Annotated in this window: 18 protein-coding genes; 11 read left to right on the top strand and 7 right to left on the bottom strand. The window is 65.2% G+C overall.

The window, feature by feature from the left end; all coding sequences use genetic code 11:
- Nucleotides 1-143 precede the first annotated feature (143 nt).
- The 3 genes from AC5ZFO_RS31430 to AC5ZFO_RS31440 are packed head-to-tail and all read left to right on the top strand — an operon-like array spanning nt 144 to nt 3,149.
- Nucleotides 144-1,508, top strand: coding sequence for an ABC transporter substrate-binding protein (locus AC5ZFO_RS31430; protein ID WP_282524573.1), 1,365 nt, complete (start codon nt 144-146; stop codon nt 1,506-1,508).
- Between the two features lie 4 nt (nt 1,509-1,512).
- Complete coding sequence (locus AC5ZFO_RS31435; protein ID WP_282524539.1) at nt 1,513-2,313, top strand: ABC transporter permease; 801 nt, start codon at nt 1,513-1,515, stop codon at nt 2,311-2,313.
- Nucleotides 2,310-3,149 (top strand): ABC transporter ATP-binding protein, encoded by an 840-nt coding sequence (locus AC5ZFO_RS31440; protein WP_282524538.1) that lies wholly within the window; start codon nt 2,310-2,312, stop codon nt 3,147-3,149. The genes AC5ZFO_RS31435 and AC5ZFO_RS31440 overlap by 4 nt, the downstream gene beginning before the upstream one ends.
- Here AC5ZFO_RS31440 and AC5ZFO_RS31445 read toward each other — a convergent pair.
- The 4 genes from AC5ZFO_RS31445 to AC5ZFO_RS31460 all read right to left on the bottom strand — a co-directional run bounded on the left by AC5ZFO_RS31445 (nt 3,146) and on the right by AC5ZFO_RS31460 (nt 11,837).
- Nucleotides 3,146-4,126 carry an LLM class flavin-dependent oxidoreductase gene (locus AC5ZFO_RS31445; RefSeq protein ID WP_282524537.1) on the bottom strand — a complete coding sequence of 327 codons (981 nt, stop codon included), beginning with the start codon at nt 4,124-4,126 and terminating at the stop codon, nt 3,146-3,148. The two genes, AC5ZFO_RS31440 and AC5ZFO_RS31445, sit on opposite strands and share 4 nt — an antisense overlap.
- Nucleotides 4,123-4,854: a 4'-phosphopantetheinyl transferase family protein gene (locus AC5ZFO_RS31450; RefSeq protein ID WP_282524536.1), complete on the bottom strand. Its 732-nt coding sequence runs from the start codon at nt 4,852-4,854 to the stop codon at nt 4,123-4,125. The genes AC5ZFO_RS31445 and AC5ZFO_RS31450 overlap by 4 nt, the downstream gene beginning before the upstream one ends.
- 233 nt (nt 4,855-5,087) lie before the next feature.
- Nucleotides 5,088-5,255, bottom strand: coding sequence for a hypothetical protein (locus AC5ZFO_RS31455; RefSeq protein WP_208084878.1), 168 nt, complete (start codon nt 5,253-5,255; stop codon nt 5,088-5,090).
- A 141-nt stretch (nt 5,256-5,396) separates the two neighbouring features.
- Complete coding sequence (locus AC5ZFO_RS31460; protein WP_282524535.1) at nt 5,397-11,837, bottom strand: non-ribosomal peptide synthetase; 6,441 nt, start codon at nt 11,835-11,837, stop codon at nt 5,397-5,399.
- Between the two features lie 135 nt (nt 11,838-11,972).
- Between AC5ZFO_RS31460 and AC5ZFO_RS31465 the strand changes: the two genes are divergently transcribed.
- The 3 genes from AC5ZFO_RS31465 (at nt 11,973) to AC5ZFO_RS31475 (ending at nt 17,283) form a co-directional block, all read left to right on the top strand.
- Entirely contained in the window at nt 11,973-15,443 is a 3,471-nt protein-coding gene (locus AC5ZFO_RS31465; RefSeq protein ID WP_282524534.1) for an ATP-binding protein, read from the top strand.
- Nucleotides 15,440-16,234 carry a protein-L-isoaspartate O-methyltransferase family protein gene (locus AC5ZFO_RS31470; protein WP_282524533.1) on the top strand — a complete coding sequence of 265 codons (795 nt, stop codon included), beginning with the start codon at nt 15,440-15,442 and terminating at the stop codon, nt 16,232-16,234. The genes AC5ZFO_RS31465 and AC5ZFO_RS31470 overlap by 4 nt, the downstream gene beginning before the upstream one ends.
- A gap of 95 nt (nt 16,235-16,329) precedes the next feature.
- Complete coding sequence (locus AC5ZFO_RS31475; protein ID WP_282524532.1) at nt 16,330-17,283, top strand: DUF6492 family protein; 954 nt, start codon at nt 16,330-16,332, stop codon at nt 17,281-17,283.
- 9 nt (nt 17,284-17,292) lie between these two features.
- On the opposite strand, the gene AC5ZFO_RS31480 is transcribed toward AC5ZFO_RS31475, so the two are convergent.
- A complete protein-coding gene (locus AC5ZFO_RS31480; protein WP_282524531.1) occupies nt 17,293-18,357 on the bottom strand; it encodes an endo-1,4-beta-xylanase in 1,065 nt (354 codons plus the stop codon).
- 354 nt (nt 18,358-18,711) lie between these two features.
- On the opposite strand from AC5ZFO_RS31480, the gene AC5ZFO_RS31485 reads away from it, so the two are divergent.
- Nucleotides 18,712-20,148, top strand: a complete 1,437-nt coding sequence (locus AC5ZFO_RS31485; RefSeq protein WP_282524530.1) for a lipopolysaccharide biosynthesis protein — start codon at nt 18,712-18,714, stop codon at nt 20,146-20,148.
- A gap of 9 nt (nt 20,149-20,157) precedes the next feature.
- On the opposite strand, the gene AC5ZFO_RS31490 is transcribed toward AC5ZFO_RS31485, so the two are convergent.
- Together AC5ZFO_RS31490 and AC5ZFO_RS31495 are read right to left on the bottom strand one after the other, a co-directional pair.
- Entirely contained in the window at nt 20,158-20,892 is a 735-nt protein-coding gene (locus AC5ZFO_RS31490) for an SDR family NAD(P)-dependent oxidoreductase (RefSeq protein WP_282524529.1), read from the bottom strand.
- A gap of 10 nt (nt 20,893-20,902) precedes the next feature.
- The gene (locus AC5ZFO_RS31495) at nt 20,903-21,943 is read right to left on the bottom strand and encodes a LacI family DNA-binding transcriptional regulator (RefSeq protein WP_282524528.1); all 1,041 of its coding nucleotides are present in this window, start codon (nt 21,941-21,943) and stop codon (nt 20,903-20,905) included.
- 191 nt (nt 21,944-22,134) lie between these two features.
- Here AC5ZFO_RS31495 and AC5ZFO_RS31500 point away from each other — a divergent pair, with 191 nt between their 5' ends.
- From AC5ZFO_RS31500 to AC5ZFO_RS31515, 4 genes are all read left to right on the top strand, one after another.
- Nucleotides 22,135-23,436, top strand: coding sequence for an ABC transporter substrate-binding protein (locus AC5ZFO_RS31500; protein WP_282524527.1), 1,302 nt, complete (start codon nt 22,135-22,137; stop codon nt 23,434-23,436).
- Between the two features lie 61 nt (nt 23,437-23,497).
- Nucleotides 23,498-24,385, top strand: a complete 888-nt coding sequence (locus tag AC5ZFO_RS31505) for a carbohydrate ABC transporter permease (protein ID WP_282524526.1) — start codon at nt 23,498-23,500, stop codon at nt 24,383-24,385.
- Nucleotides 24,386-24,389: 4 nt separating this feature from the next.
- Nucleotides 24,390-25,217, top strand: a complete 828-nt coding sequence (locus AC5ZFO_RS31510; protein ID WP_282524525.1) for a carbohydrate ABC transporter permease — start codon at nt 24,390-24,392, stop codon at nt 25,215-25,217.
- 8 nt (nt 25,218-25,225) lie between these two features.
- Nucleotides 25,226-26,230 carry a zinc-dependent alcohol dehydrogenase family protein gene (locus tag AC5ZFO_RS31515; RefSeq protein WP_282524524.1) on the top strand — a complete coding sequence of 335 codons (1,005 nt, stop codon included), beginning with the start codon at nt 25,226-25,228 and terminating at the stop codon, nt 26,228-26,230.
- Nucleotides 26,231-26,236: the final 6 nt, after the last annotated feature.

The following is a 26,236-nucleotide window of genomic DNA, read 5'->3' on the forward strand; positions in this document are numbered from 1 at the left end:
AATTGCTTCAAGCGTTGCGCCACGCCTTCGATAGTGCCGGCCAGCATTGTTGCCGGCGCGCGCCCGGCCTCCCCGAGGACAGTTCGATGATCGAATTCAGCTCTTTGAGACTCAGTGTGGCCAGTGTGGCCATCACCGTTGCGATGTTCGCGCCGGCCCAGGCGGAGACGATCCGTGTGGCAGTCGGGACGCAGGACACGACGATCAATTGCGCGACCGGCGGACTGCTCATTCACGAGCTCAAGCTACTCGAGAAATTTCTGCCCCATGACGGCAAGTACAAGGATGTCACCTACGACATCCAGTGGAAGAATTTTACGAGCGGCGCGCCGCTCACCAACGAGATGGTCGCAGGCAAGCTCGATTTCGGCGCGATGGCTGACTTTCCGGGCTCGCTCAACGGCGTGGCGTTCCAGAAGGCTGGCCGCCGCAGCCTCTTCATCAGCGTGCTGTCCGGCAGCACCAAGGGCAGTGGCAACGGCATCGTGGTGCCGTCGAGCTCGCCGGTGCAATCGCTCGATGAGCTCAAGGGCAAGACCATCTCGGTTCCCTTTGCCTCGACCTCGCACGGCATGCTGCTTCGGGCGATCGAGGCCAAGGGCTGGAATCCCGAGACCGACGTCAACATCATCACGCAGGCGCCGGAGGTTGCGGGGCCGGCCTTGCAGGCCGGCAAGATCGAGGCGCATGCCGACTTCGTTCCGTTCGCCGAGCTGTTCCCGTGGCGCGGCTTTGCGCGCAAGATCTTTGATGGTGCGCAGGCCAATGCGCCGACGTTCCACGGCGGACTGGTTGATGCCGAGTACGCCGAAAAATATCCGGAGATCGTCGTTGCCTATTTGCGCGCAGCGATCGAGGCGGATCGCCTGATCGCGGAGGAGCCGGAGAAATACAGCGAGCTGATCGCGAAGGTCACCGGCATCGAGGCGGAGGTCGACTATCTCTTCCACGGCCCGCTCGGTCTTCAGACCCGCGATGTGACCTGGAAGCCGGAATACCGCCAGGCGGTCGCCACCTCGATCAAGACGCTGAAGCTGCTCAAGCGCGCCGACAGCGATCTCGATATCAACCAGTTTGTCACCGACAAGTTCATCCGCGTTGCGACCGCGCATGCGGGGCGCGACTATGACGCCGAGCTGAAGAACTACGCGCAGCTTCCGCTTCGTGCCAAGGACGCCGCAACGGGCGCCGAGATCAGCGACTTCAGCCGCGTCGCGCAGATCTGGGTCAAAGACGAGGCTCATGTGCGTCACTACGCGTCGCCCGAGAACGCGCTGAAGGCGCTCGCCGGCCTCGAGAAGGACGGCAAGACCATCCGCGTCGTCTACGCTCAGGATCGCGAGAGTGGTATTAAGCTGTTCGCAAACCAGGCCTGGTTCGTACGGTCGACCAAGGGCGAGCTGAGCGCCTTCCTGCTCAAGCAGGCGGCCGAGGGCTGGTCGAAGAAGAACGGTGGCGCTGTGCTCGACTTCGCGGCCGCGCGCGAGTCCCTCGTCGCGAGCCGGTGAGGCGATGGCCACCGCTATCAAGGCGCGGCCTGCGGCCGTCCGCTGGATGGTCCGCGGTCTTTCGATCCTGGCCTGCATTGCCCTGTGGCAGGTCGCTTCGACAACGCATCTCAATCTGGGGATCGTGACCTTCCGCAACGTGCCGCCGCCGGTCGAGGTCGTTCAATCCGCGCTCGCCCTGTTTCGTTCGCCGAAACTGACGGCACACGTCACCAGCAGCCTCTGGCGCGTGTTCGCGGGCTACGGGGCGGCGGTGGTGATCGGCGTATTCCTCGGCTTCGCGATTGGCCGCTCGCGCGCCGCGAGCGATCTCTTGCTGCCGCCGCTGGAATTGCTGCGGCCGATTCCGGCCGTGGCGTGGATTCCTCTGTCGATCTTGATGTTTCCGTCGTCCGAGCTGTCGATGATCTACATCACCTTCATCGGTGCCTTGTTTCCGATCGTGCTGAACACCGTCCACGGTGTCGCGAATGTCGACCGCCGGCTGGTTGCCTCCGCCCGCAGCCTCGGCGCGGGGAAGTTGGCGATCCTGAGGGAAGTCGTGCTGCCGGACGCCGCGCCCAGCATCGTCACGGGGCTTGCGATCGGCATGGGCACCTCGTGGTTCTGCCTCGTCACCGCGGAGATGATCTCGGGCCAGTTCGGCATCGGCTATTACACCTGGGAAGCCTATACGCTCCAGAACTACGCCGACATCATCGTCGGCATGCTGATCATCGGCCTGCTCGGCATGGGATCGAGCTGGCTGCTGACGACGGCCGGGCGGCTTCTGATGCCCTGGCGTAGCCCGAAGGTGGCGAGATGAACATCCGGGTCGCGGATATCGGCACCGAGAGCGTCGGTCGCATCGACTTCGCCGATGTCTCGATTTCACTCGGATCGGGCGGTGACGCATTCGAAGCGGTCAGCGGTCTCGATGTCGCGATTGCGCCGGGCGAGCTCGTCTGCATCCTCGGTCCCTCCGGCTGCGGCAAATCCACGCTGCTCGGCGCGCTGGCCGGGCATTTGCCGATCACGGCTGGCCGTCTCACGGTCGACGGCCAGCAGGTCCAGAGTCCGAGCCCGGACCGGGGCATGGTGTTTCAGCAGCACACGCTGTTTCCCTGGAAGCGGGTGCGTGACAATGTCGCCTTCGGCCCGAAGATGCGGGGCCTCGCGAGGAGGGAGCGCGACCGCGCCGCCGACGCGATCCTGAAGCTGGTCGGCCTTTCCGGCTTCGAGGCGTTCTATCCGGCGCAATTGTCGGGCGGCATGCAGCAGCGCGTGGAAATCGCGCGGGTCCTGATCAACCAACCGCGGGTGCTGCTGATGGACGAGCCCTTCAGTGCGCTCGACGCGCAGACGCGTGGCATGATGCAGGAGGTCCTGCTCGACATCTGGAGCAAGATCCCGACCACCACGGTCTTCGTCACCCACGACATCGACGAGGCATTGTTCCTCGCCGATCGCATCGTCGTGATGAGCGCACGACCCGGCCGGGTGATTGAGGATGTCGTGCTGCCTTTCGCGCGGCCACGCAGCCACGATCTCGTGACCGAACCGGAGTTCGTGCGCCTGAAGCGGCATGTCATGCAGCTCTTGCGACGGCCGGAGGACAGCGAGCCGTTGGCACGGCTCAGTCCGCTCGGCGTGCCGTCCTAAAACATCCCGCTCGCCGCGAGCGCCTTGCAGACGTGCTGCATCTCGGCCTCGTCGGCGACCATGTCGAGCATGATCGTGGTCAGGCCCTTCGCTGCAAAATCCTTCAGCTTTGCGCCGATCTCGGCGTAGCTGCCGACGAGATAGGGGCAGTCGGCCTGGAAGGTCAGGAACGGCAGCAGCCAGTAGCCATTGTCAGCGAGCTCGCCGCTCTGGCCGTCATAGAGCCGCCGCTTCCACACGGAATCGCTGTTCTCCACGGTGAGCGCGAGCAGCTCGCGATCATCGGGATTGTCGCGAAAGCGTGCCTTAGCGGCCTGTCGTGCTTCCTCGCGTCCCTCGCGGGCGAAGATGCCAAAGTTCATTCCTGATACATCGAGACCGCGATCTAGATCGGGCGGCAACATCTGCATCTTGATGCAGCTGGTCTCCTTCGCCACGCGCTGCGCCGCCTCCGATTGGCCCGCGACCAGGAATTCCGGCATCAGCTCCGCCGGCAGGCGCGGGCGAAGTTGCAGATTGCTCGCGCGGTAGAACCGGCCCTCGAAATTCACCGGGCGGGGGCTTTCCAGCAATTGGCGCATCAGCGCGACGAATTCGCTGAGCCGGACGTAGCGGTCGGCATGCGACTGCTCGTCGCCCAGCCCGTGCAGGTCGCTGACCGCGGTCCCCGTGATCATGTTGAGATAGACCTTGCGGCTGTGGAGCTGCGCAAAGGACGAGACGAATTTTGCCGCGGCGAACGGGTGCATGTAGACCGGATTGACCGCGATCAGCGGCGAGCTTCGCGTGGTCTTACCGATGATGTGCTGGGCCATCGCCCAGGGCTCGACGGACACGTCGTTGCCTTCGAACAGCAGGATGCCTTCGAAGCCGTTGCGATCGGCGAACTGCGCCACTCGCATCAGCTCGCCGACATATTTCTTGGGATCGCGGTTGCGCGAGATCGCTGGAAAGACGCGCAGCCGCAGCGGCGTCATTCAGCTGCTTCCTGGAAGGGCCAGGCATTGCGGGTAATGGGAAGGCCGCCATGCGCGCGGGAGCCATCGGCGATCGCGAGGCGATGCGAGGGCGACGGCGAGCACAGCGAGAATCGCCAGCCTGACGGATCGTCGGCGATATCGGGCTTGAAGCTGATCTCGATGGCCTCCCGGGACACCTGCATCGCGAAAGCGTCGAGCGGCAAATTGAGCCCAAACCCCCTTGCCTTCAGATAGGCCTCCTTGAGCGTCCAATAGTCGAAAAAGCGCTCGATCGCGGCGGGCTCCGGCAGTCCGCGTAACGATTCGACCTCCTCCGGCGCAAAGAAGCGAAGCGCGGTGGACAATGGCGCGACACGCCGTGACACGGTTTCGACGTCGACGCCGACGGTCTCATGCCCGGACACGACGCAGGCAACGCAGCCATCGGCATGGGACAGGCTGAAATGCAGCGCGGTCGAGGTCGCGGGCGCCGCGACAAACGGCCGCCCGTAGCGGCCGGCCCCGAAGGACCAATCGGTGGGTGCGACGTTCGGTGCGGCCTGCGACAGCGCCAGGCGCAGCATCGCGTGCGCGAAAATATACTGCCGCCGATGCCGCTCAAACATGAAGCGATCGGCGCGGATCCGTTCGTCGACCGAGAGCAGGCGTCGGCACGCATCGATTGCGCCCGGCGCGTCAATGGTCTCGATCAGTCCGACAAACAGTTCAATTCTGTCGTCTGCCATCAAAAGGGCCCATGGCGTCAGGCGGAGGCCAAGTCTCCGGCCCTGACGGAAGAATCAACTGAGCAAGAATCAACTGAGCGGACCGCTTCTAACGGTCCACCCGGGCAATTTCTTGTCGATTTGCAGGCCGGTTTACAGGCGCAAGCTTGTGCGAGACCCCAACTCGACGAGCGAGCGGCCCATATCCGGAAAGTGAAGCCCGAGGATTCGCGCGGCGTCCCGGCCGACGATCCTTACTTCTTCTTCTTGGCTTTCTTCGCTCCGCCCAGCATCGAAAGGCTGGCGTCGACATCCTTGAGCGCGGACTGGAGCTTCTTCTTCTCGGCGCCCAGCAGCTTTTGCAGGGCCTTGCGGTCCTTGTCGCTCAACGAGGTACCCTTGGTAAATTTGATGAAACCCATAACAAACTCCCCGGTTGAAAATAATCGTCCAAATCAAATCGAGAGAATAATCTTGCGCGCTGGCGCCAAATAATCAAGCTGCAACTTGGTCATTCACAGCTTTGACGAGTGAACCTGTGTTCTCCCGTCCCGTACAGCCGGTCATGCCGCCCTGCGAGCGAGCAATCGGCCGAGCGGCGTGTTGGGGTGGGCGACGGCCGCATTCAGCAGCGCGACGAGATTCGCCATCCACTCACCGACCCTGTGGCCGTCGAGCAGCTCGCCCTTGTAATTGCATGAGCCGGTGATTCCGGTGGGGCGCTCCTTGAGCATCAGCGACAGCCAGGTCTGGTCGATCGGCAGCACCGGCTGGCCTTCGCGCGCGACGTTGCCGATCGATTCGATCGTGACGTCGGCCAGATCGAGCGGCTGGCGCAGCGGATTTTGCAGGGTGAAATAGACCTGGAGCAGCGAGGCCGGATTGATCCCCTCCTGCTCCAGATGGTCGGCCAGGATGTTGAACGGCAGCTCCTGGCGCGCATGCGCGTCGAGCACGCTCTGGCGCACCCGGGCCAGGGCTTGCGCGAACGACAGCTCCGGCGTGATTCGGGTACGGACGATCACCGTGTTCTCGAACGGACCGAGGACCCGGTCGGTATCGGGCTGGGCGCGATTGGCCATGGCGGTGGCGACCGAAATGTCGTTGCGGCCGCTCTGCGCGAGCAGCAGGGCTTTCAGGCCGGTGAGAAGGCACATGAACAGCGTGCTGTTATGCCGCCCGGCGAACGCCGTGAGCCGGCCGATCAGCTCGCGCTCGAGGCTGACGGGGTGGTGCCCGGTGGACGCGCCGGGGCTTGCTTCACCGTCGAAGACGGGGGCCGCGCCGCGCAGATTCTCCGTCCAGTCGGCGGCCTGACGGCGGGCGGCGTCGGTGCCGCACCACCAGCGCTGCCAGCGGGCGACATCCGAAAACGCGAGCGGCAGTTTCGGCAGCGGCACGGACGGACGCCCGGCCAGCGCCGCATAGCGGTTGGACAGCTCCTCGAACAGCACGCCGATCGACCAGCCGTCGGCAATGGCATGATGCAGCGTCAGCAGCAGCACATGATCGTCGGCATGGAGCCGCAACAGCCGCGCCCGCAACAACGGCGGCCGCGCGGTGTCGAACGGGGCGTAGGTCTCCTGCTCGATCAGGAGATCGATCTTCCTGAGTTCGAGTGCTTTGCGCCGCTTGTTGTCGTGGGGACGTCCGTCGCCGATGACCTCGATCGTGAGGACCGGTCCGAGTTCGCCGGGCGTGGCGATGCGGCTGACGGGCTCTTCGCCGCTGCGGCCGAATCCGGTCCGCAGCGATTCGTGGCGGCGCACGATGTCGCCGAACGCCTGCGCGAGGGTGGTCGGATCGAGCGGGCCCTGGAGGCGGAAGGCAAAGGGCAGGTTGAACAGCGGCAGGCCCGGCAGGTTCTGCTCGATCCGCATCATCTGGTCCTGTGCGATCGAGAGCGTTGGGAGCCCGCTTTCAGCAGGCCGCAGCATGCCTGTTGCCGGCTTTCGCGGCTTTGCTGCCACGGCCTCGTCAACCCGCCGGGCGAGTTCTTCGATCGTCGGAGCCTCGAAGATGGTCTTGATCGGCAGCGACACGCCGAGCGCACGGGCGACGCGCGCCATCGCCTGGCCCGCCAGGAGCGAATGGCCGCCGAGATCGAAGAAATTATCGGTCACGCCGAGGCCCTCGACCTTCAGCAGGTCGACCCAGATGTCCGAGAGCACTTTTTCGGTGAAGTGCCGCGCCGGCACGGCGGCGTCCGGTCCGGAGACGTCCTGCTGCGCGGGCGCCAGCAGCGCCGACCGGTCAATCTTGCCATGGGCATTGAGCGGCATCTGGTCCAGGAACAGGAATGCGGACGGAATGGCATGGCCCGGCAGCCGGCTCTTCAGGAAGTCGCGCAGCTCGCTGGCGCTGCTCTGGCTGCCGGCCCTTGCGACGATATGGGCGATCAGCCTGACATCGCCGCTCGCCTCGCGGCGCGGCTCGACGATGCCGGCGCGCACCGCAGGATGGTCGGCAAGCGCGTTCTCAATCTCCTTGAGCTCGATACGGTAGCCCCGGACCTTGACCTGATGGTCGGCGCGGCCGAGGCATTCGATGGTGCCGTCGGCGCGGCGGCGTGCGAGGTCGCCGGTCCGGTACAGCCGCGCGCCGTCCTGGCGCGAGAACGGATTGGGCAGGAAACGCTGACGGCTCTGCGCGGGATCGTTGATGTAGCCGCGGCCGACGCCGGCGCCGCCGATGCAGAGCTCGCCGGTCACGCCGACCGGAAGCGGCTGGAGGTTTTGATCGAGCACATGGAGCTGGGTGTTGGGCAGCGGCGCGCCGACCGGGACGTTGCTCGTCGCCGCCGCCGGCGCTTTGGTCAGGCGATGAAGCGAGACGTCGTCGGAACATTCCGACGCGCCATAGGCGTTGATCAGCGGCACCTTCGGGCAGCGGGCGAACCAGGCGCGGCAGAGATCGACGGGCAGCGGCTCGCCGGTCGAGATCAGGAGCCGCAATCCCGCAAAGGCGCGCTGGACCTGCGCTTCGTCCATGCGGTCGAGGATCAGGCGCAGCAGCGACGGGACGATCTCGAGCACGCTGATCCCTTCACGCTCGATCTCCCGCGCAAGCAGGATCGGGTCCTGCACGATTGCGTTGGCGCAGACATGGACGCGCGCGCCGACCATGGGACCGGCAAGGAACTGCCAGACCGAGATGACGAAGCTCTGCGGCGCAGTCTGGGCGATCACGTCCGTGGCCGTAAGGCCGAGCTCGGAAATGAGCGACGCCAGATGGTTCGACAGCCCGCGCTGCTCGATCATGACGCCCTTCGGCGCGCCGGAGGAGCCGGATGTGTAGATGAGATAGGCGAGGCTCGCGGCTGCGCGCCGCGCGGCGCGGGCCGGCCTGGTCGATCCGGGTGCGATCGCGTCCTCGAGCTCGGCGACATGAACGCGCTCGACCAGCGGTTCGAGCAGCGCCTCGACCATGATCGACTGGGCGCGCCCGATCAGCAGCATGCGGGCGCAGCTCGATCCAAGGATGGTCGCAAGCCGCGCCGGCGGCTGGTCGGGATCGAGATTGAGGAAGGCTGCGCCCACGCGCTGCGCGGCGATCATCGCGGCGAGCAGGTCGGGCCCGCGATCCGCAAGCAAGGCGACAACGCTCTCGGCGCCGACACCTTCGCGCGCGAGCCAGCGTGCGGCCGCCTGGCTGCGACGGGCGAGCTCGCGATAAGTCAGGGAGGTGCGGCCGTCGGAGACGGCGATCGCGTTCGGCGTCTTCTTCGCCTGGCGCTCGAGGCGTTCGCAAAGATTGCCGCGCGTGGTGAAATTGGCCACCACGCCCTGGCCTTTCGCCAGCAACTGCCGGCGTTCGGCCTCCGTCAGAAGCGGCAGGCGCGAGATGCGCTGCTCCGGATTGGCGATCGCGGCCTTTAGCAGGGTCTTGAACTGAGCGGCCATGGTTTCGATGGTCGCCGCGTCGAACAGATCGGTGGCGTATTCGAAGAAGCCGGTGAAGCGGCCGTCGGCCTCGACCAGTTCGAGCGTGATGTCGAAACGCGCGACTTTCGGGTCGACCTCCAGCCGCCGCGTCGACAGGCCCGGAAAACGTGCCGCCTCGATCGAGGCGTTCTGGAGGATGAACATGATCCGGAACAGCGGATTGCCGTCGCTCCGGCGCGCGATCTGGAGAGCGCGCAGCACTTCCTCGATCGGGAGGTCCTGGTTGCGGTAGGCATCCAGCGTGACCTGCCGCACCCGCCGCAACATCTCGCCAAAGCCCGGATCACCACCGAAATCATTGCGCAGGATCAGGGTGTTGGCGAACAGCCCGATCAGGCGCTCGCTCTCGATCTGGTTGCGGTTGGCGATCAGCGATCCCGTCGCGACATCCTCGTGTCCGGTGTGGCGGAACAGCAGGCACTGGAAAGCCGCAAGCAGCGTCATGAAAGGCGTGACGCCCTGGTCCTGGCTGAGCGCGCGCAGATCGGTTGATAGCGCCTTGGAGAATTCGAGATAGTGACGGGCGCCGTGACCGCTCCAGACCTCCGGCCTTGGCCGGTCGGTCCGCAGCGGCAGCGTGGTGACGCCGTCGAGCTGGGTCCGCCAGTAATCAAGCTGCTCCTTCGCCGCCGGCGTCTGAGCCCAGCTTTGCTGCCATAGCGCAAAGTCGCGATACTGGAAGGCGGGCGAGGGCAACGTCACAGCGCTAGTCTTGCGCGCGGCGGAATAATGGGCGGCAAGCTCCTCCCAGAACATCCGTTGCGACCAGCCGTCGGTGACGAGATGATGGACGTTGACCACCAGCGCGTGGCTGGATTTGTCGAACGACAGCAGGGTGACCTTCAGCGGCGGCTCGCGCGCCAGGTCGAACGGATATTGTGCGAGCTCGAGCGCCTCGCGCCGGATGATTGCGGCCCGCTTGTCCGCCGCGCAGGGCTTGAGCCTGATCCGCTCGAATCGCGGAGGTGATTGCAGCACAAGCTGCGCCGGCTCGCCCTCGCGTTCGATGAAGACCGAGCGTAGCGCCTCGTGGCGAGCGCAGATCGAGGCGAGGCTCGCAGAAAGCGCGGCGACGTCGACCAGGCCCTTGAGAACGGCGACTTCGACGACGTTGTAATTGTAACGGGTCGGATCGAGCCGCGAGAGCACATACATCCGCTGCTGCTGGAACGACAGCGGTGCGTCTGCCGCCGCCTGGCGCCATGCGGGCACCATCGTCTCGCGATGGGTTGTGGCGGTCTCGATTCGGGCCGCAAGCGCCGAGACCGTGGCGCAATCGAAGATGTCCTCGAAGGAGAAGTCGACATTGAAGCGTTCGCGCAAGCGCGAGCGCATCTGCGTCGCCGCGAGCGAGTCCGCGCCGAGCGCAAAGACATCCTGGTCGATGCCGACCTGCGGCAGCTCCAACAGACCGGCCCAGATCCCCGCGAGCTGGGTCTCCAGCGCGTTGCGCGGCAATTGCGCTTCGTCGCCATGCTCCGCGGTTGCGATCAGATCGGCCAGCGCGTTGCGCTTGACCTTGCCGCTCGCACCTTTCGGCAGTGCGGCCACGCCGCGGATCAGGCTCGGCACCTTGTACGCCGCAAGACGTTTGCGCGCGAACTGCCGAAGCTGGTCCGGAGTTGCTTCGGAATTCGGGCGCAGCACCACGACGGCGGCGACGTTTTCGCCGAGCTTCTGGTGCGGAACGGCGAACACGCCGGCCTCCAGCACCGCCGGATGGCTCAGCAGGACCTCTTCGACCTCCAGGGGCGAGATCTTCTGCCCGCCGCGGTTGATGACGTCCTTGATGCGGCCGACGATGAAGAGATAGCCGTCGGCATCGAGATAACCGAGGTCGCCGGTCCGGAACCAGCCGTTGCGGAAGGCGGCCCGTGTCGCCGCCTCGTCATTATAATAGCCGCGGCTCATGTTCGGCCCGCGCAGCATGATCTCGCCATGCTCGCCGCTCGCAAGCGTGCGGCCCGCCCCGTCCATGATCGCGATCTCGGGGCCCGCAGCGCGGCCGACCGATCCGATCTTGCGCAGCTCGAACGGATTGGCCGCGATCTGCGAGGCCGCTTCGGTCATGCCGTAGGTTTCGAGCACGGGAACGCCGAACATCGCCTCGAGCCCGTTCAGGATCGCGGGCGCGAGCGAGGACGAGGCCGAGCGGATCACGCGCAGCGACGATGACCGGGCGCGGTCCGGGTCGGCCTCGGCCGCCGTCAGCAGCGCGCGATGGATGGTCGGCACCGCCGTGTACCAGGTTGGTCGCAGCTCCCGCATCCAGCCGAAGAAGGACGATGCGTCGAAACCGTTGGTGCAGATCACGCTGGAGCCCGCGGCCAGCGCCGTCAGCAGGCCGGAGATCAGACCATGGGCGTGAAACAGCGGCAGGGCATTGAGCAGGCGGTCGTGGGCTGCGAGCGACAGCACGCGGCCGGCATTGTATGCGGACAGGCACACATTGCGCTGCGTCAGCGGCACCATTTTCGGCCGCGCCGCCGTGCCTGACGTCAACAGGATGAAGGCGTCATCGTCGCCGCGCGAGGCGCCGCTCGTGCAGGCCGGCCCGACTGCCGGGCCGATGAACGCGCAGCCGCCGAGATTGTCGTTCGGTCCCGGCACGAAATCGATCACCACGATATCGAGCGCCTTGGCAACGTCACGACTTGGTGAATTCATGTCGGCCCGGGTGACGAGCGCGGTTAGCTTCAATTCGCTGAAATAGCGTTGCAGCTCGTCGGCCGTCAGATCCGGATTGACGGGGACACAGGCGCCGGCCGAGGCGACCGCAATCAGCGCCAGTGCGCTGTCGGCGCCGCGCGGCAGCGCAACGGCAATCCGGTCGGCAGGGGCAATGCCGAGCCCCCGCAGGGTGCGGACCAGTTGCTGGATCAACTCACCCAGCTTGGCGTAGGTGAGGGCCGGCCGGCCCGGCGCGAGGAGAGCCGGTGCCGCCGGCGTCTTGCGTGCATAAAAGTCGAGAAGGCCGCCGATATCGGCAAAGGTCCTGGTTTCGGCGCCTGCGCTGTCCGAATCCTCTCCCGCTACGGATGCAATATGGGACAATGCCATTCCCTTTTGATCTGATTGAGCTATTCTTCCCAAGACTTAGGGAACGCGTCCAGTCTGAGGTGAAGTTCGGGCCCCAAAATCTGTGGTTGAGGGGCCTAAAGCCCTTCGACGGAGTTAAGGTCGGGCAGAATCACCATGCTGGAGAATGAGCCTGTTACGGAGACTGAAGGCGGCTTGAAGCGCTGGCTCGAAGGCGTCGGTCTTGGACATTACACCGATCTCTTCGCGCAGCACCGCCTCGATCTCGATGTCATGGGGGACCTGACGGAATCCGACCTGGTCGAGCTAGGATTGCCGCTCGGCGACCGCAAGCGGCTTCAGCGCGCGATGTCGGCGCTATTCCACGCCGAGACCGCAGAGAAGCCCGATGCGGCCGCGCGCCCGCAAGCCCGGACGGAAGTCGGTGCCGAACGGCGTCAGCTCACCACCATGTTCTGCGACATGGTGGATTCCACCTCGCTGTCGGTGCAATTCGATCCGGAAGACGTGCGCGACATGATCGCGAGCTTTCGCGAGACCTGCGTCCGGGTGGTGAAACATTACGAGGGGTTTGCCGCGCGCTTCGTCGGCGACGGTATCCTTGTCTATTTCGGCTATCCGACCGCGCATGAGGACGATGCCGAGCGATCGGTGCGCGCCGGGCTCGAGATCGTGCGGGTGCTGTCGACTGCGCGCGCGATCGAGCCGCGCGGTGCGCTGAGCCACGCCCCCGCCGTCCGCATCGGGATCGCAACCGGTCTCGTCGTGGTCGGCGACCTCGTTGGCCAAGGCACCGAGGAGCGCGATTCCGCGGTCGGAGAAACCGTCAATCTCGCCGCACGCCTGCAAGGTCTGGCGCCGCCCAACGGCGTCGTGATCTCGTCCTCGACACAGTCGCTGCTGAAGGGCAAGTTCGACTACCGCAATCTCGGTGTCCATGCGCTGAAAGGCATCTCGGAGAAGACGCAGGCTTGGCACGTGGTGCGCGCCTCGCGGGCGGAGACCCGCTTCGCCGCTGCCATGGGCGGGCGGTTGACGCCGCTCGTCAACCGCGAGGAGGAGATCGCGCTGCTGATGGGGCGCTGGCAGCAGGTCAAGGACGGCGACGGCCAGGTCGTGGTCAAGTTCGGCGAGCCCGGCATCGGCAAGTCGCGCATCATCCAGGAGATATTCGACCGGATCGCGGGCGACCGCCATGGACACGTCTCGTTCCAGTGCTCGCCCTATTACACTTCCACGGCGTTCTATCCGTTCTCCGAGCAGCTCAAATTCTCGCTCGGCCTCGACCGCGAGGATCCGTCCGCGACGTCGCTGGCGGGTCTGGAGACCGCGATCGCCGCCGCCCATGGCGACATCGAGCAGGTCACGCCGCTGTTTGCCGCGCTGCTGTCGATCCCGACCGGAGACCGCTATCCGCCGCTCGACCTGTCGCCGCAGCAGCAGAAGGATGCGACCGTCGCGGCGCTGGTCAATCATTTCCTCGGCCTTGCCCGCGACATGCCGCTGGTGATCGCGCTTGAGGATCTGCACTGGATCGATCCAACCTCCCGCGAGGTGATCGACCTCCTCGTTGACCGCGTGCAAAACCAGCCGGTCCTTGTCATCATCACTGCGCGCTCCGAATTCCAGCCGAGCTGGAGCGCGCATTCGCACATCACCACGCTGGTGCTGAACCGCCTGAGCCGGCAGCTGCGCACGACGCTGGTCGAGCGCGTCGCGGGCCGCGAGCTTCCCAAGGAGGTGGTCGAGGAGATCATCGTCAAGACCGACGGCGTGCCGCTGTTCCTGGAAGAGCTGACCAAGACCGTTCTCGAATCCAACCTCCTGACCGAGCGGCACGGGCGCTACGTGCTGTCGGGCCCATGGCGGCAGCTCGCGATCCCGGCGACCCTCACCGACTCGCTGATGGCGCGGCTGGACCGGATGGGGCCGTTCAAGCGAATCGCGCAGATCGGCGCCACCATCGGTCGCGAGTTCTCCTACGAGACGCTGCACGCGGTCGCCAACACGCCGGCGGAGCAGATCGAGGCCGCGCTCAATCATCTGGAGGAGGCCGGGTTGATCATGCGCCGCGGCCATCCTCCCGGCGCGCTCTACTCCTTCAAGCACGTGATGATCCAGAACGCCGCGCACGACAGCCTGCTGCACAGCGAGCGGCGCAAGCTGCATTCGCGGATCGCGCAGGTGCTCGCCGAAATGTATCCGGAGAAGACCGAGCGCGAGCCGGAGCTGCTCGCCCATCACCTCACCGAATCCGGCCAGAGCGAGGGTGCCGCCAGCTTCTGGCTCAAGGCAGGCAAGCAGGCGGCCAAGAGCGGCGCCAATCTGGAGGCGATCGGGCATTTGCGCCGGGGCTTGAGCGTCGTGCAGGCCAATGCGCGCATGCAGGGCGCCGACGAGATGGAGCTGGAGCTGCGCATCGCGCTCGGCAACGCATTGATTGCCGCCAAGGGCTACGCCGTGCAGGAGGTCGAGGAGAACTACATCCGCGCGCTCGAGCTCGGTCAACAGCTCGACGACGACGAGAAGGCCTTCGCCGCCACGCGTGGGCTCTGGGTCTGCCATTTCATCCGTGCCGATCTCAGCCGCGCGCACGATCTCAGCGTCGAGCTGTTGAAGTTTGCCAAGCGCGAGCGGCTGAACGAGCGCACGCAGCCGGCGCAGCAGACCGGATATCTGATCGAGGCGCACCGCTCGATCGCGATGACGATGCTCTATCGCGGCCGTTTCGCCGCCTCCCAGCATCATCTGCACCGCTGCATCAACCTCTATAGTCCCGATCTGCACTCCGATCTGATGGAACGGCACGGTACCGATCCCGGCGTCGTTTCGCTGTCCTATCTCGGCTATCTCCTCTGGTTCCTCGGCCGGCCCGACGCGGCGCGCCAGCACAGCGAGCAGGCGATCGCGAATGCCGAGAAGATCCGCCATCCCTTCACGCTCGCCTTCGCGCTCGTGTTCGGCGCCTATCTGTGCCAGCATTTGCGCGACGTCGAGGGCACGCGCGACCACGCCAACCGCGCCATGATCATCGCCACCGAGCACAATTTCCTGCACTGGAAGCAGCAGGCGGCGATCCTGCGCGGCTGGGCGCTGGCCCAGCTCGGCGAGGCCGACGAAGGTCTCAGCCAGATGCGCTTCGGCCTCGACGAATACGAGGCGATGGATTCCTGGCTCGCCGGCTGCTGGTTCCGCTGCCTGCTGGCGGAAGCCTATGCCAAGGTCGGGATGCGCGACGCCGCCTTGCGCGCGCTGGACGGCGCGCTCGCGACCGCGAGACGGACCGGCGATCACTCCTATCTCGCCGAGGTCTATCGCCTGCAGGGCGAGATCACGATGTCGGATGGTGATCCGGCATCGGTGCAGGAGGCCGAGGACCTGTTCGCCCTGTCGCTGGAGACTGCGCGCAAGCAGGGCGCGCTGTCATGGGAGCTTCGGACCGCCGTCAGCCTTGCGCGGCTGTCGCACCAAGCCGGCAAGCGGGAGCAGGCAAGCCTCCTGCTTTTGCCGATCCTCGGCAAGTTCAGCGAGGGCTTTTACACCCCGGACCTGAAGCAGGCGATGCAGCTCCTCAACGAGCTCGGCGGAGACGTGCCCGTCCGTGAACGGGCCGATGCGGTGAAATGAGCGATCTTGCCGCCGCGCGTGCGCGCTACGTCGAGTTGATTGCGAAGCGAGAGCGGATCTCCTCACCACGCCTGCTCGACGCGCTCGCCGCCATCCCGCGCGAGGATTTTCTGGCGAAGGGACCCTGGCGCATCAAGAGCGAGGCGGCGCGCAGCTACCGGTTGACGCCGGATGCCGATCCCGTTCGTCTCTACGACAATGTGCTGGTCGCGATCGATGCGCGCCGCAAGCTCGACACCGGGCTGCCGAGCCTGTGGGCGCACTTCATCGATCTGCTCGACGTCGGGGAGAAGGACCGCGTGGTCCAGATCGGCTGCGGTCTCGGCTATTTTTCGGCGGTGTTGTCGAAGATCGTGGGGCCCAAAGGCCGGGTGCATGCAATCGAATGCGACGGGCGGCTTGCGGCGCGTGCCGCGAATTACCTTCGCCCCTATCGCAACGTCGAGGTCGTGCATGGCGATGGATGCGAGGAGGTCGGCGAGCCGGCCGACGTGATCATCGTGCATGCCGGCTTCCCGCACCCGCATCCGCTCTGGCTTCAGTCGCTGCGTCCGCGCGGCCGCCTCCTAGCGCCGCTGACGCAGCGCGACCGCGAGGGCGCCGCCCTCAAGATCACGCGCAAGGGCAGGGGGTTCGAGGCCGAGGCGGTGCAGCAGATCCGGATCTTCCCCGGCCGGGGTCGCGGTGTGACCGCACTCGACGACCGCGTCGCCGACTGGTGGCAGCGCGCCTCCGCGCTGGCGCCGCTGCGTTTTCGCGGTATCGAGCAGGGGCTGCCGTCGGATGGCTAATGCTTCGTTTCGTTTTACCTTGATTCCGTTTGTGAGTTTCCAGCATCTCGCGGTGCGGCTATGAGTGCGGCTTGATGGCCATTTGAGCGCGCTCCATGCATTCCGTTGCCTTGCTGACCGCCAGCTACGCCAAGGATATCGAGCGCTTTTCGTTGCTCAGCGAGAGCATCGACACCTGGCTCTCGGGATACACGCGGCATTATGTTCTCGTTAACGATGAGGACGTGCCGCTGTTCGCGCGGTTCGCCTCCGACAAGCGCGTCATCGTTCCGGCCTCGAATTATCTACCGAAATGGCTCTGGGCGCTGCCGCCGGCGCTTCAGTTCCTCAGCAAGCGCCGGGTCTGGCTGTCGCTGCTGTCATCGCCGGTGCATGGCTGGCACATCCAGCAGATCCTGAAGATCGCCGGCGTCCTCAACGCGCCGGAGCAGCGCGTCTGCATCCTGGATTCGGACAATCTGTTCTTCCGTGAATTCGACGTCGGCCAATATGCCGGCGCCGAGAAGACGCCGCTGTTCGTCACCCCGAAGGACATCGGCGCTGACCACCCGTTGCACGGGCTGTGGCTGCGCACTGTCGATCAGCTTCTCGGTATCAAGGAGCGCTCGTTCCCGGCCGACGACTATGTCGGTAACGCACTTGTCTGGGATAGGGATACCGCGCGCGCGATGACCGATGCCATCAAGTCGGCGACGGGGTTGAACTGGGTTCTGGCACTGTGCCGGAAGAAGAAGTTCTCGGAATATCTGATGTACGGACACTTCGTCGCGAACTCGGCCGCGCATCTGGCGACCCATCGGGTCACCGAAGACAGCATCGCGGTCTCGCATTGGGACGACACGCCGCTCGACCGTCCCGCCATCGAAGCGATGATGCGCGCGGCCTCGCCTGAACAGGTCGCGCTCTGCATCCAGTCCTATTCGTCGACCTCGATCGACGACATCCGCGACGTGTTCCGCCTTAGCTCGCGGGATCGACGCAGCCCGAGCCTGTCTCCTGAAGATATGGGTGATGCGGCCGAATTCGAAGTGCCGGCGAAGACGCGCTAAGGCCGCGTCTCAGGCGCTCGTGAATTTGCTGATGACGTCCATGAACGGCTTCGGCTTGAACTCGCCGTCGAGCGGCAACGGGCGGTTCGGCTGCTTGTCCGCGCGGGCGAAGGTGCCGTTGATCCAGCTATAGCGATCCGAGAGGCCCCAGGTCAGGATCGAGCGGGCCGGGCCGCTGGTCGAGATCGCGGTCAGGAGATCGTCGACGCGCTTGGCGACGATGGCGTCGCGCTCTGCCGGATTGCCCGTCAGCTTCTGGTCGTCGACATCGAGCTCGGTGACGAGCACCTCGAGGCCCCAGGAGCGCAGCTCGGTGACGAATTCGGCGAGCCCATGCGTGTCGATCTCGAGCTCGGCGTGCAGATGCGATTGCAGGCCCACGGCGTGCAGCGGCACGCCCTGGTCGAGCAGGTCCATGATCAGGTTGCGGTACGCCGCGCGCTTGGCGATGAACGAGTCCTTCGCCGACTCGATGTCATATTCGTTGATCGCGAGCTTGACGAAGGGATCGGCCGCGGCCGCGGTGCGGAAGGCCAGCGGAATCCAGCTGTTGCCGAGATGCTGCGTCCAGAACGTATCGCGCCGGTCGGTGACCTTCTTGGGATTATCAGGGATCGGCTCGTTGACGACGTCCCATGACGTCAGCTTGTCCTTGTAATAGGACACGACGGTGCCGATGTGGTCGACGTACGCGCGCTCGACGCCCTTGGTGTCCTTGATCTGCTTGGCCCAGTCCGGAATGTCGTGATACCAGGCGAGCGCGTGGCCGCGCATCGTCAGGTCGTTCTCCCGCGCGAAATCCAGGATGGCGTCCGCGCGCTCGAAATTGAAGGTGTGCGCGTTGGGCCGCAGCATCGGCCATTTCAGCTCGAGCACCGGCACCACCTGGGTGCAATAGGTGCTGATGGCTTCGCCGAGCCTGGGATCGGCTTGCAGGTCCCAGAGCGTCGCCGCAGCGCCAAAGCCCGGACGGCGCTGCGCGAGTTTCGATGCCGGCGCGGCAGAGGCCGTTGCCCCCGCCGCGAGTGCTGCGGCGCCGCCGAGGAGAAATTCGCGTCTGTCGAGCCTGGTCACGGTGGGACGTTCCTTTTGGAACCAACGCGCCATCGTACCAAGCGGCGCCCTGCGACGCCGGAGTTTCCTGTCGTTGGGTTAACCTTTGCGGATGTCCGGTGCGTCGACGCGCGTGGCGCTGCATCGCTGTTCCAGTCTGGACCAGGGTTTCGTGCCGTGATCGCAGGAAGCGCTCCAGGGAAAGGGCAAATTTAACGCTAACGCGCGAAAGCGGCCTCTCAGCCTCATTCGCCGCCCGATCTGCAGACTTATGTGACACTCTTGACAGATGCTGCGGCGCAGTTCGTTCGCCCCGCCAAGGTCATTGATTAACGGCCGTCACCATCGCAACACCGTTGCCGGTCCTGTGCTCGCATGCTGAACCGCCATTTCTCGATTTATCTGGTCGCCTACATCCTGCCCGCAGCGGTAGGTTTCTTCGCGGTCACGGCCTACACACGGCTTCTGACGCCGGCCGAGTATGGCGTCTATGTCGTTGGCATCAGCCTTGCCGGCATATTGGGGGCGATCTTCTTCGCCTGGATCAAGCTGTCGGTGTCCCGCTATCAGGCGATGTCGGCGGAGGTGGATTTTCGCGGCACGGCGTTGGTCGCCTTCGGGCTGACGGCCGCGGTGCTCTGCGCCACCACGCCGCTGGTCTTTCTGTTCCGCAGCGACCTCAGTGTCGAGCTGCTGCTCGCCAGCATGTTCGTCGCGATCATGGCCAATGCCGTCGATGTCGGCCAGGAATTCGAACGCGCCAAATTGCGCCCCTACAGGTTCGCGGCGATCTCGATCGTCCGCAGCGTGTCGAGCGTCGGCTTTGGCCTGCTGGGCATCTGGCTCGGCTGGGGCGGGTTGGGACTGCTTGCCGCGTTCGGCCTGGGCTCGCTCACCGGCATCATTCTCAATCTCGTCGGCGATCGCACCGGGATCGCGCGCTTCGAGCGAAGCCAGTTCATGCAGTTGGCGCGCTACGGCCTGCCGCTGACGCTGGCCGGATTGTCCGTTGCGGTCTATTCGGCCTGCGACCGGCTGATTGTCGCTTATTTGCTCGGCAAGGACGCCGCCGGCATTTTCGGCGTCGCCGCCGATCTGCCGCGCCAGTTCATGGTCATGATCGCCTCCAGCGTCGCCGCCGCGACCGTGCCGCTGGTGTTCCGCTCGTTGTCGGAGAAGAACAACGAGACAACGCGGGAGCGGCTGAGCGAGAGCCTCGAATTGCTGCTCGTCGTCGTCGCACCCGTCGCCGTCTGGCTCGCACTCGCGGCCGACCAGGTCGCGGGCACGCTCGTCGGTGTCGATTTCCGCGCCGGCGTGTCGGCGCTGCTGCCGACGCTGGTGCTCGCGCGCTTCTTCGGCATCGCCAATCAATTCTATGTGCAGATCAGCTTCCAGCTCGCCGAACGGCCGTTCATGCTGGCGGCGCAGTCGTTCCTCACGCTCGTTCTGAGCGTGGCACTGATGTTCGCGCTGGTCGCCGGCTACGGCCTTTACGGCGCGGCGCTCGCCACCCTCGCCACCGAAGCGCTCGGCTTCGTCGTCGCCGTCACCCTGATGCACCGCGCCCATCCCGTGCCGTTCGACGTCAACCGCGTCGCCGGCGTTGCGGCTTCGGCTGCGGCGATGGCGGGCGCTATCCTCATTGCGCGGACGCAAGCCGGCGGTACCGGTATCGTGGCGTTGATGGTCGTCAGCTCCGTGGGCGGGGTTGCTTACGCCGCTGCGGCCTGGCTGCTCAACGTCGCGAATGTGCGGACGTTGTCGCTGCGCTTCCTGCGGACGTTCAACCGCAAGGCGCTGGGCGTGTAGGCCCGCGCGCTACCCCGCCAGAAACCCGCCATCGATGGCAACCACCGTACCGGTCGCGTATTGCGAGGCCGGCATGCAGAGGAAGGCGACCGCGCCGGCAATGTCCTCCGGCTGGCCCCAGCGCTTGAAGGCGGTGCGGTCGGCGATGCGCTGATAATGCGCAAGGTCGCTGCGGCCGGCGGCGTTGATCGTGGTTTCGATGTAGCCGGGCGCGACCGCGTTGATGCGGATGCCTTCTTCGGCCCACTTCAAAGCCAGCGCCTTGGTCAGCATCACGACACCGCCCTTGCTGGCGCAATAGGCGGGAATCCGCGGCAGCGCCAGCATCGCGTTCATCGAAGCGATGTTGACGATCGATCCTGTCTGCTCCGCGAGCAGGGGATGGAAGGCCATGCAGGTCCGGAACGTGCCGGTGAGATTGACGTCGAGCACCTTCATGAAGGTCTCGATCTCGAATTCCTTGTCGCGCGCAAGAATGCCGGCGCAATTGATCAGCGCGTCGACGCGACTGTGTTTCCGGGCGAAGGACGTGACGGCCGCGTCATCGGTGACATCGAGCGTCGCGAGCGTGAGGCCCGCGCGCGGCTTGAGGAGGGTGCGGGCAAGATCGGCCTCGTTCGCACCCGTTGCTGTCACTGTCGCACCCAGATCGCAGAATTGATTGCTGATGGCGGCACCAATGTCGCCGGCGCCGCCGATTACGACGGCATGGAAGCCGGGGGCGAGGGAAAATTTCGAATTCATCGGGAGTGTCTCACTTCAGGGATTTCGGAGGCGCAGCCGTCGACTCGCGGACGACCAGCGAGAAGTCGATCTCGCGATGCATGATGGTTTGCTCGCCGGCGAGGCTGCGCACCAGATATTCTCCGGCGCGCTGCCAGGTTTCTCCGGTCGGTACGTGGATCGTGGTCAGGCTCGGCCGCAAATGCCGGCTCCAGTCGAGGTCGTCGAAGCCGACCACCGACAGGTCGCGCGGCACCGAAAAGCCGCTGCGCTCGGCTTCGAGCAGCACGCCGTAGGCGATCACGTCGTTGCCGCACACGACGGCTGTGGGACGATCCTTGAGCCCCAGGAGATAGCGCGCCGCTTCGCGGGCGTCGTCCAGCGTATAGGGCACCTCGACATGCCATTGCGAAGGCAATTCGAGTCCGTTCTCGGTGAGCGCGCGGCGAAAGCCGGCGACGCGCGCGCTGGCGCGGTCGTTGTTGCGCTGGAGTGCCGACACGATCCCGATGCGGCGGTGGCCGAGCTCGATGACATGCGCGGCAGCGCGATGGGCGGCGGCTTCGTTGTCGGTGCCGACGCAAGGATAGGGCCGGTCGGGCTGGTAGATGCCGACATTGATGAAGGGCACCGCGTTGTCCGCCAGCAGCTTGCGCAATCCGTCGTGATGGCAATCGCCGCGCAGCACGAGGCCGTCGACACCGCGGCTGATCAGATTGCGCGCCTGCTGCAATTCGACGTCGAGATCGTAGCCGCTCGTCGTAAGGAACAGCATGTATCCGACCGACGACAGGTATTGCTGCAGCGAGGCGATGCCGCGTGCGAACATCGTGTTGTCGATCGTCGGCACGATCGCGCCCAGGGTGCGGGAGCGACGCGACGACAGGATGCGTGCCGGCGCATGCGGAATGTAGCCGAGTGCGTCGATGGCCTGCTCGATGCGCGCCCGCAAGGAAGGGCTCACCGCGTCGGGGTTGTTGAGGGCGCGCGAGACCGATGCCGTCGAGACGCCGGCACGGGCCGCCACGGCGCGGATGCCCTGCTTCACAGACTTGGCGTTGGTCAGTCTCATGAATGTAACGTTACATCGGGCGCAGCGAACCGCATGGTAGCGGCAATGTCGCAAATCTGCCGCAGATTGCGCGGCTTGTCCATCGCTTGACACGGCGGATGTGAGGTCTATTTTGTAACCGTTTTCAAGTGCTGCTCAAACGTTTCAAAATGGTCCGCCAGCTTAAGGCGGCCAGCCGGGAGGAGAGTTCGATGAAGGCCAGGATGCTCGCGACCCACGTCGCGTTGCCCGTTCTCGCGATTGCTGCGGCGACTGCGCAGGCGCACGCCGCCGATTTCGACTGGATGAAGTTCAAGGGCAAGACCATCACCTTTCTCGCCAACAACAATCCGGTCTCGCAGGCGCTGCTGACCTACAAGGCCGATTTCGAGAAGCTGACCGGCATGACCCTCAAGGTCGATGGCTATCAGGAGCAGCAGATGCGCCAGCGTCTGGTGACCGTCATGAATGCGAACAGCGACGAGGTGGACGTGTTCATGACGCTGCCCTCGCGCGAGGGCGAGCAGTTCGCCGCCGCCGGCTGGTACGGCGATCTCACCGCGATGGCCAAGAACGAGGTAGCCGGGGAATACGACCCCAACGGATTGAGCCAGGCCCTGCTGAAGGCCGCGACCTTCGGCGGCAAGCTGACCAGCATGCCCATGAACATCGAAGGCCCGATCTTCTATTACCGCACCGACATCTTCAGGAAGTGCGGCCTCGAGGCGCCGAAGACGATCAAGGACGTCGAGGCCGCTGCCGAGAAGATCAAGAGCTGCGACAGCACCGTGACACCGTTCGTCTCGCGCGGCCTCAAGCCCGCGATTGCCTATACCTTCAGCAACATGCTGCACAATGTCGGCGGCAGCTATATCGCAAACGGCAAGTCAAACCTCTGTTCGGCCAAGGGCAAGGAAGCGCTCGACACCTATAGCCGGCTGCTGCGCGATTTCGGACCGCCTGGCGTCGTCAATTACAGCTTCCAGCAGATTTCGGCGCTGTACCGCGGCGGCCGCGCCGCGATGGCGTTTGAGTCGTCGAACGAGTTGCGTACGGTGATGGAAGGCGGCGCGCGCTTGAAAGACACCGGCCTGCTGCCGTTCCCGGCGGGCGATGCCGGCCAGGTGCCGACCACGATTGGCTGGGGCATGGCAGTGTCCTCGCACAGCAAGCAGCCGGATGCGGCCTGGTACTTCGTGCAGTGGGCGACCAGCCCAGAGGTGCAGAAGAAGATGGCGCTTCAGGGCATTGCCCCGCCGCGTCCGTCGGTCGCCAAGGATCCTGAATACCGCAAGTGGATCGACGAGGAGCCGGTCCGCAAGGAATGGCAGGCCGCGCTCGACGTGCTCGCGACGAAGGGCTCCTCCGAGGTCGGCTATCCCATCGTCGCCAATCCGCAATCGCGCGAGTTCATCGGGCAGGCGGTGCAGGATCTGATCCTGAAGCAGAAGACCGTCGATCAGGCTTGCGCGGATGCCGACAAGGCGCTGGATGCGCTGATCGCGCTGAACTAACCGCCTCATGCCGGCAGGCTTGCTGCCTGCCGGCATCTCCTCACGATAAGGAAACGGACTCATGTCGGCTACGGCTGCGACATCGACGCAGGACCGGCAGAAGCTGGAGATGGTGGCCCTCTCGGCGCCGGCCGTGGTCTTCACGGTCGCGATGATCGCGTTTCCGGTCGTCTATACGATCTGGCTCGGCTTCCAGACCTTCTCCTCGACCGGCAAGCAGTCTTTCGCGGGCCTCGCCAATTATTCGAAGCTGATCTCCGATTACGAATTCTGGCACGGGCTGTGGATCACCATTGCGCTATTCGTGCTGTCCTTGGTGCTGCAGCTTGTCTTCGGCGTCTGGCTGGCGCTGGTGCTGTTCCACGCCAAGCGGTTGCCGGGCATCGTGCGCTCGTTGTTCATTTCGCCCTTCATGATGCCGCCGGTGGTGGCGGGCATGATGTGGCTGGTGATCCTCGATCCGTCGCTCGGTGCTGCCAACTATATCCTCCAGTCGTTTGGCCTGCCGCCGTCGGACTGGCTGGCCTCGCCGACCTGGGTCATTCCGACCGTGGCTCTGATCGACAGCTGGCAGTGGACGCCCTATGTCGCCCTGATCGTGCTGGGCGGCCTGCAATCCCTGCCGCCGAGCGTCTACGAGGCGGCGCAGATCGACGGCGCGTCTCCATTCAAGACTTTCCAGCGCATCACGCTGCCGCTGCTGCTGCCGACCATCGTCACCGCGGCGATCCTGCGCAGCGTCGATCTGCTGCGCTTCTTCGACATCATTTACATCACGACCCAGGGCGGCCCGGGCAACGCCTCGAACACGCTCAACATCTACGGCTTCAGGGTCGGCTTCGAATTCTTCAACTTCGGCTACGCCAGCGCCCTGATGCTGACGCTGACGGCGATCGTGTTCGGTGCCGTGCTCGCCTTCAATCGCCTCCGCGGCGCGGTGGCCTGGTGATGTCATGAACGATGCCGCCAACACCGACCGCTGGATCCGCTGGCTCAACACGATGCAGCTCGTGCTCGCCGGCGTGCTCATCATGGCGCCGACGGTCTGGATGGTGCTGTCCTCGTTCAAGCCGTCGTTCGAGGTCACCGCATATCCGCCGACGCTGAGCTTCTCGCCGACGCTGGAAAACTACGTCGAGCTGACCAGGACCACGCCGTTCCTCAGCTACGCGCTCAACAGCCTCATCGTCACCGTCGGCTCGACCACGCTGGGGCTGGTGTTCGGGATTCCTGCTGCGTTCGCCGTGTCCTGGACGCGAATTACGTGGCCGGCGATCCTGACGCTGGCGGCGCGCATGGCGCCGGGCACGCTGTTCCTGCTGCCGTGGTACGTCATGTTCCGGCAAATCGGCATGATCGGCTCCTACACTGCGCTGATCCTCAGCCATGCGGTCATTACGCTGCCGATCGTGATCTGGGTTCTGCTGCCGTCCTTCGACGGCATTCCGCGCAGCGTGTTCGAGGCGGCGCAGGTGGATGGGTGCAGCGTCACGCGCATCCTCTGGCGCATCGCGCTGCCGCTGGTGGCATCAGGCGTCGCCGTTTCGGCGATCCTCGCCTTCGTGTTTTCGTGGAACTACTTCCTGTTTGCGCTGGTGCTCTCCAACGGCGACACCAAGACGCTGATCGCGGCGGCCTTCAACTTCATCGGCGAAGGCTCGACGCAATGGGGTGCCCTCATGGCTGCGGCGACGCTGATCGCGTTGCCGCCGCTGGTGCTGGCGGCCCTGGTTCAGCGCTGGCTGGTGTCCGGACTGACGCTCGGTGCGGTGAAAGGCTAGGTATCGAAATGAACGTGTCGCCCCGTCCGAATTCGATCATGCAGGCCGCGGTCTTCCACGGCAATGACCGCATCACCATCGAGCGCATCGCGATGCCCAATGTCGGCACAGGTGAAGTGCTCGTCCGCGTCTCGCGCACCGCGCTGTGCGGCTCCGACTTCAAGCTCTGGCACAAGGGCGCCGAGTTCACTGCGGGCCACGAGATCTTTGGCGTGGTCGAGCAGCCCGGTCATCGCCTGCACGGTCGCCGCTGCGCCGTCTATATCCCCTTGCACTGCGGCCACTGCGCCGCTTGCAAGCGCGGCGATACCCAGATGTGCCTGGAAGTCTCCAGCCTGATCGGCTGGAACAGGCCGGGCGGTTATGCCGAATATGTGCCGGTGCCGGAAAACTGTTTGCTGCCGGTGCCTGACGATATCGAGGACAGCCTTGCGCCGCTGCTACTCGACACCATCGGCACGTCGGGCCACGCCGTGCGCTTCGTCAGCCGCGTCGTGCCGCCGAATGAGGCCGGGCCGGTCCTCGTGATGGGCGCGGGGCCGGTCGGTCTTGGCGTCGTGCTGGCGCTCCGCGCGCTCGGCTACGACGACATCCACGTTGCCGATCCCAACGCGGCACGGCTGAAGATCGCGCGGTCCTTTGGCGCAAAGGCGCATCCCGTCGGCGACACTTCGAAGCGCTTCGCCCTCATCATGGAATGCTCCGGCGCCCATGCGGCGCGCAACCTCGGCATCGAGCTGGTCCTGCCGCGCGGCGCGCTGGTGCTGGTCGGCGAGAACGCCGCGCCCTGGACCATCGAGGAAGGCAAGGTCTTCCGCCGCAAGGATTTTTACATGATCCGGACCTTCTATTTCCCGGTCTCGGATTTCGAGCCGAATGTCGAGCTGCTGCGCAAATACAAGGACGAGTACCGCGTCCTCGTCGACGGCGAGTTCGGCCTACAGGCTCTGCCCGAAAATTTCGCCCGCTTCGCCAAGGGCGAACTGATCAAGCCCGTGCTGGCGCTGGACTGAGCGATC

This window comes from Bradyrhizobium sp. Unk1, from assembly GCF_059512345.1.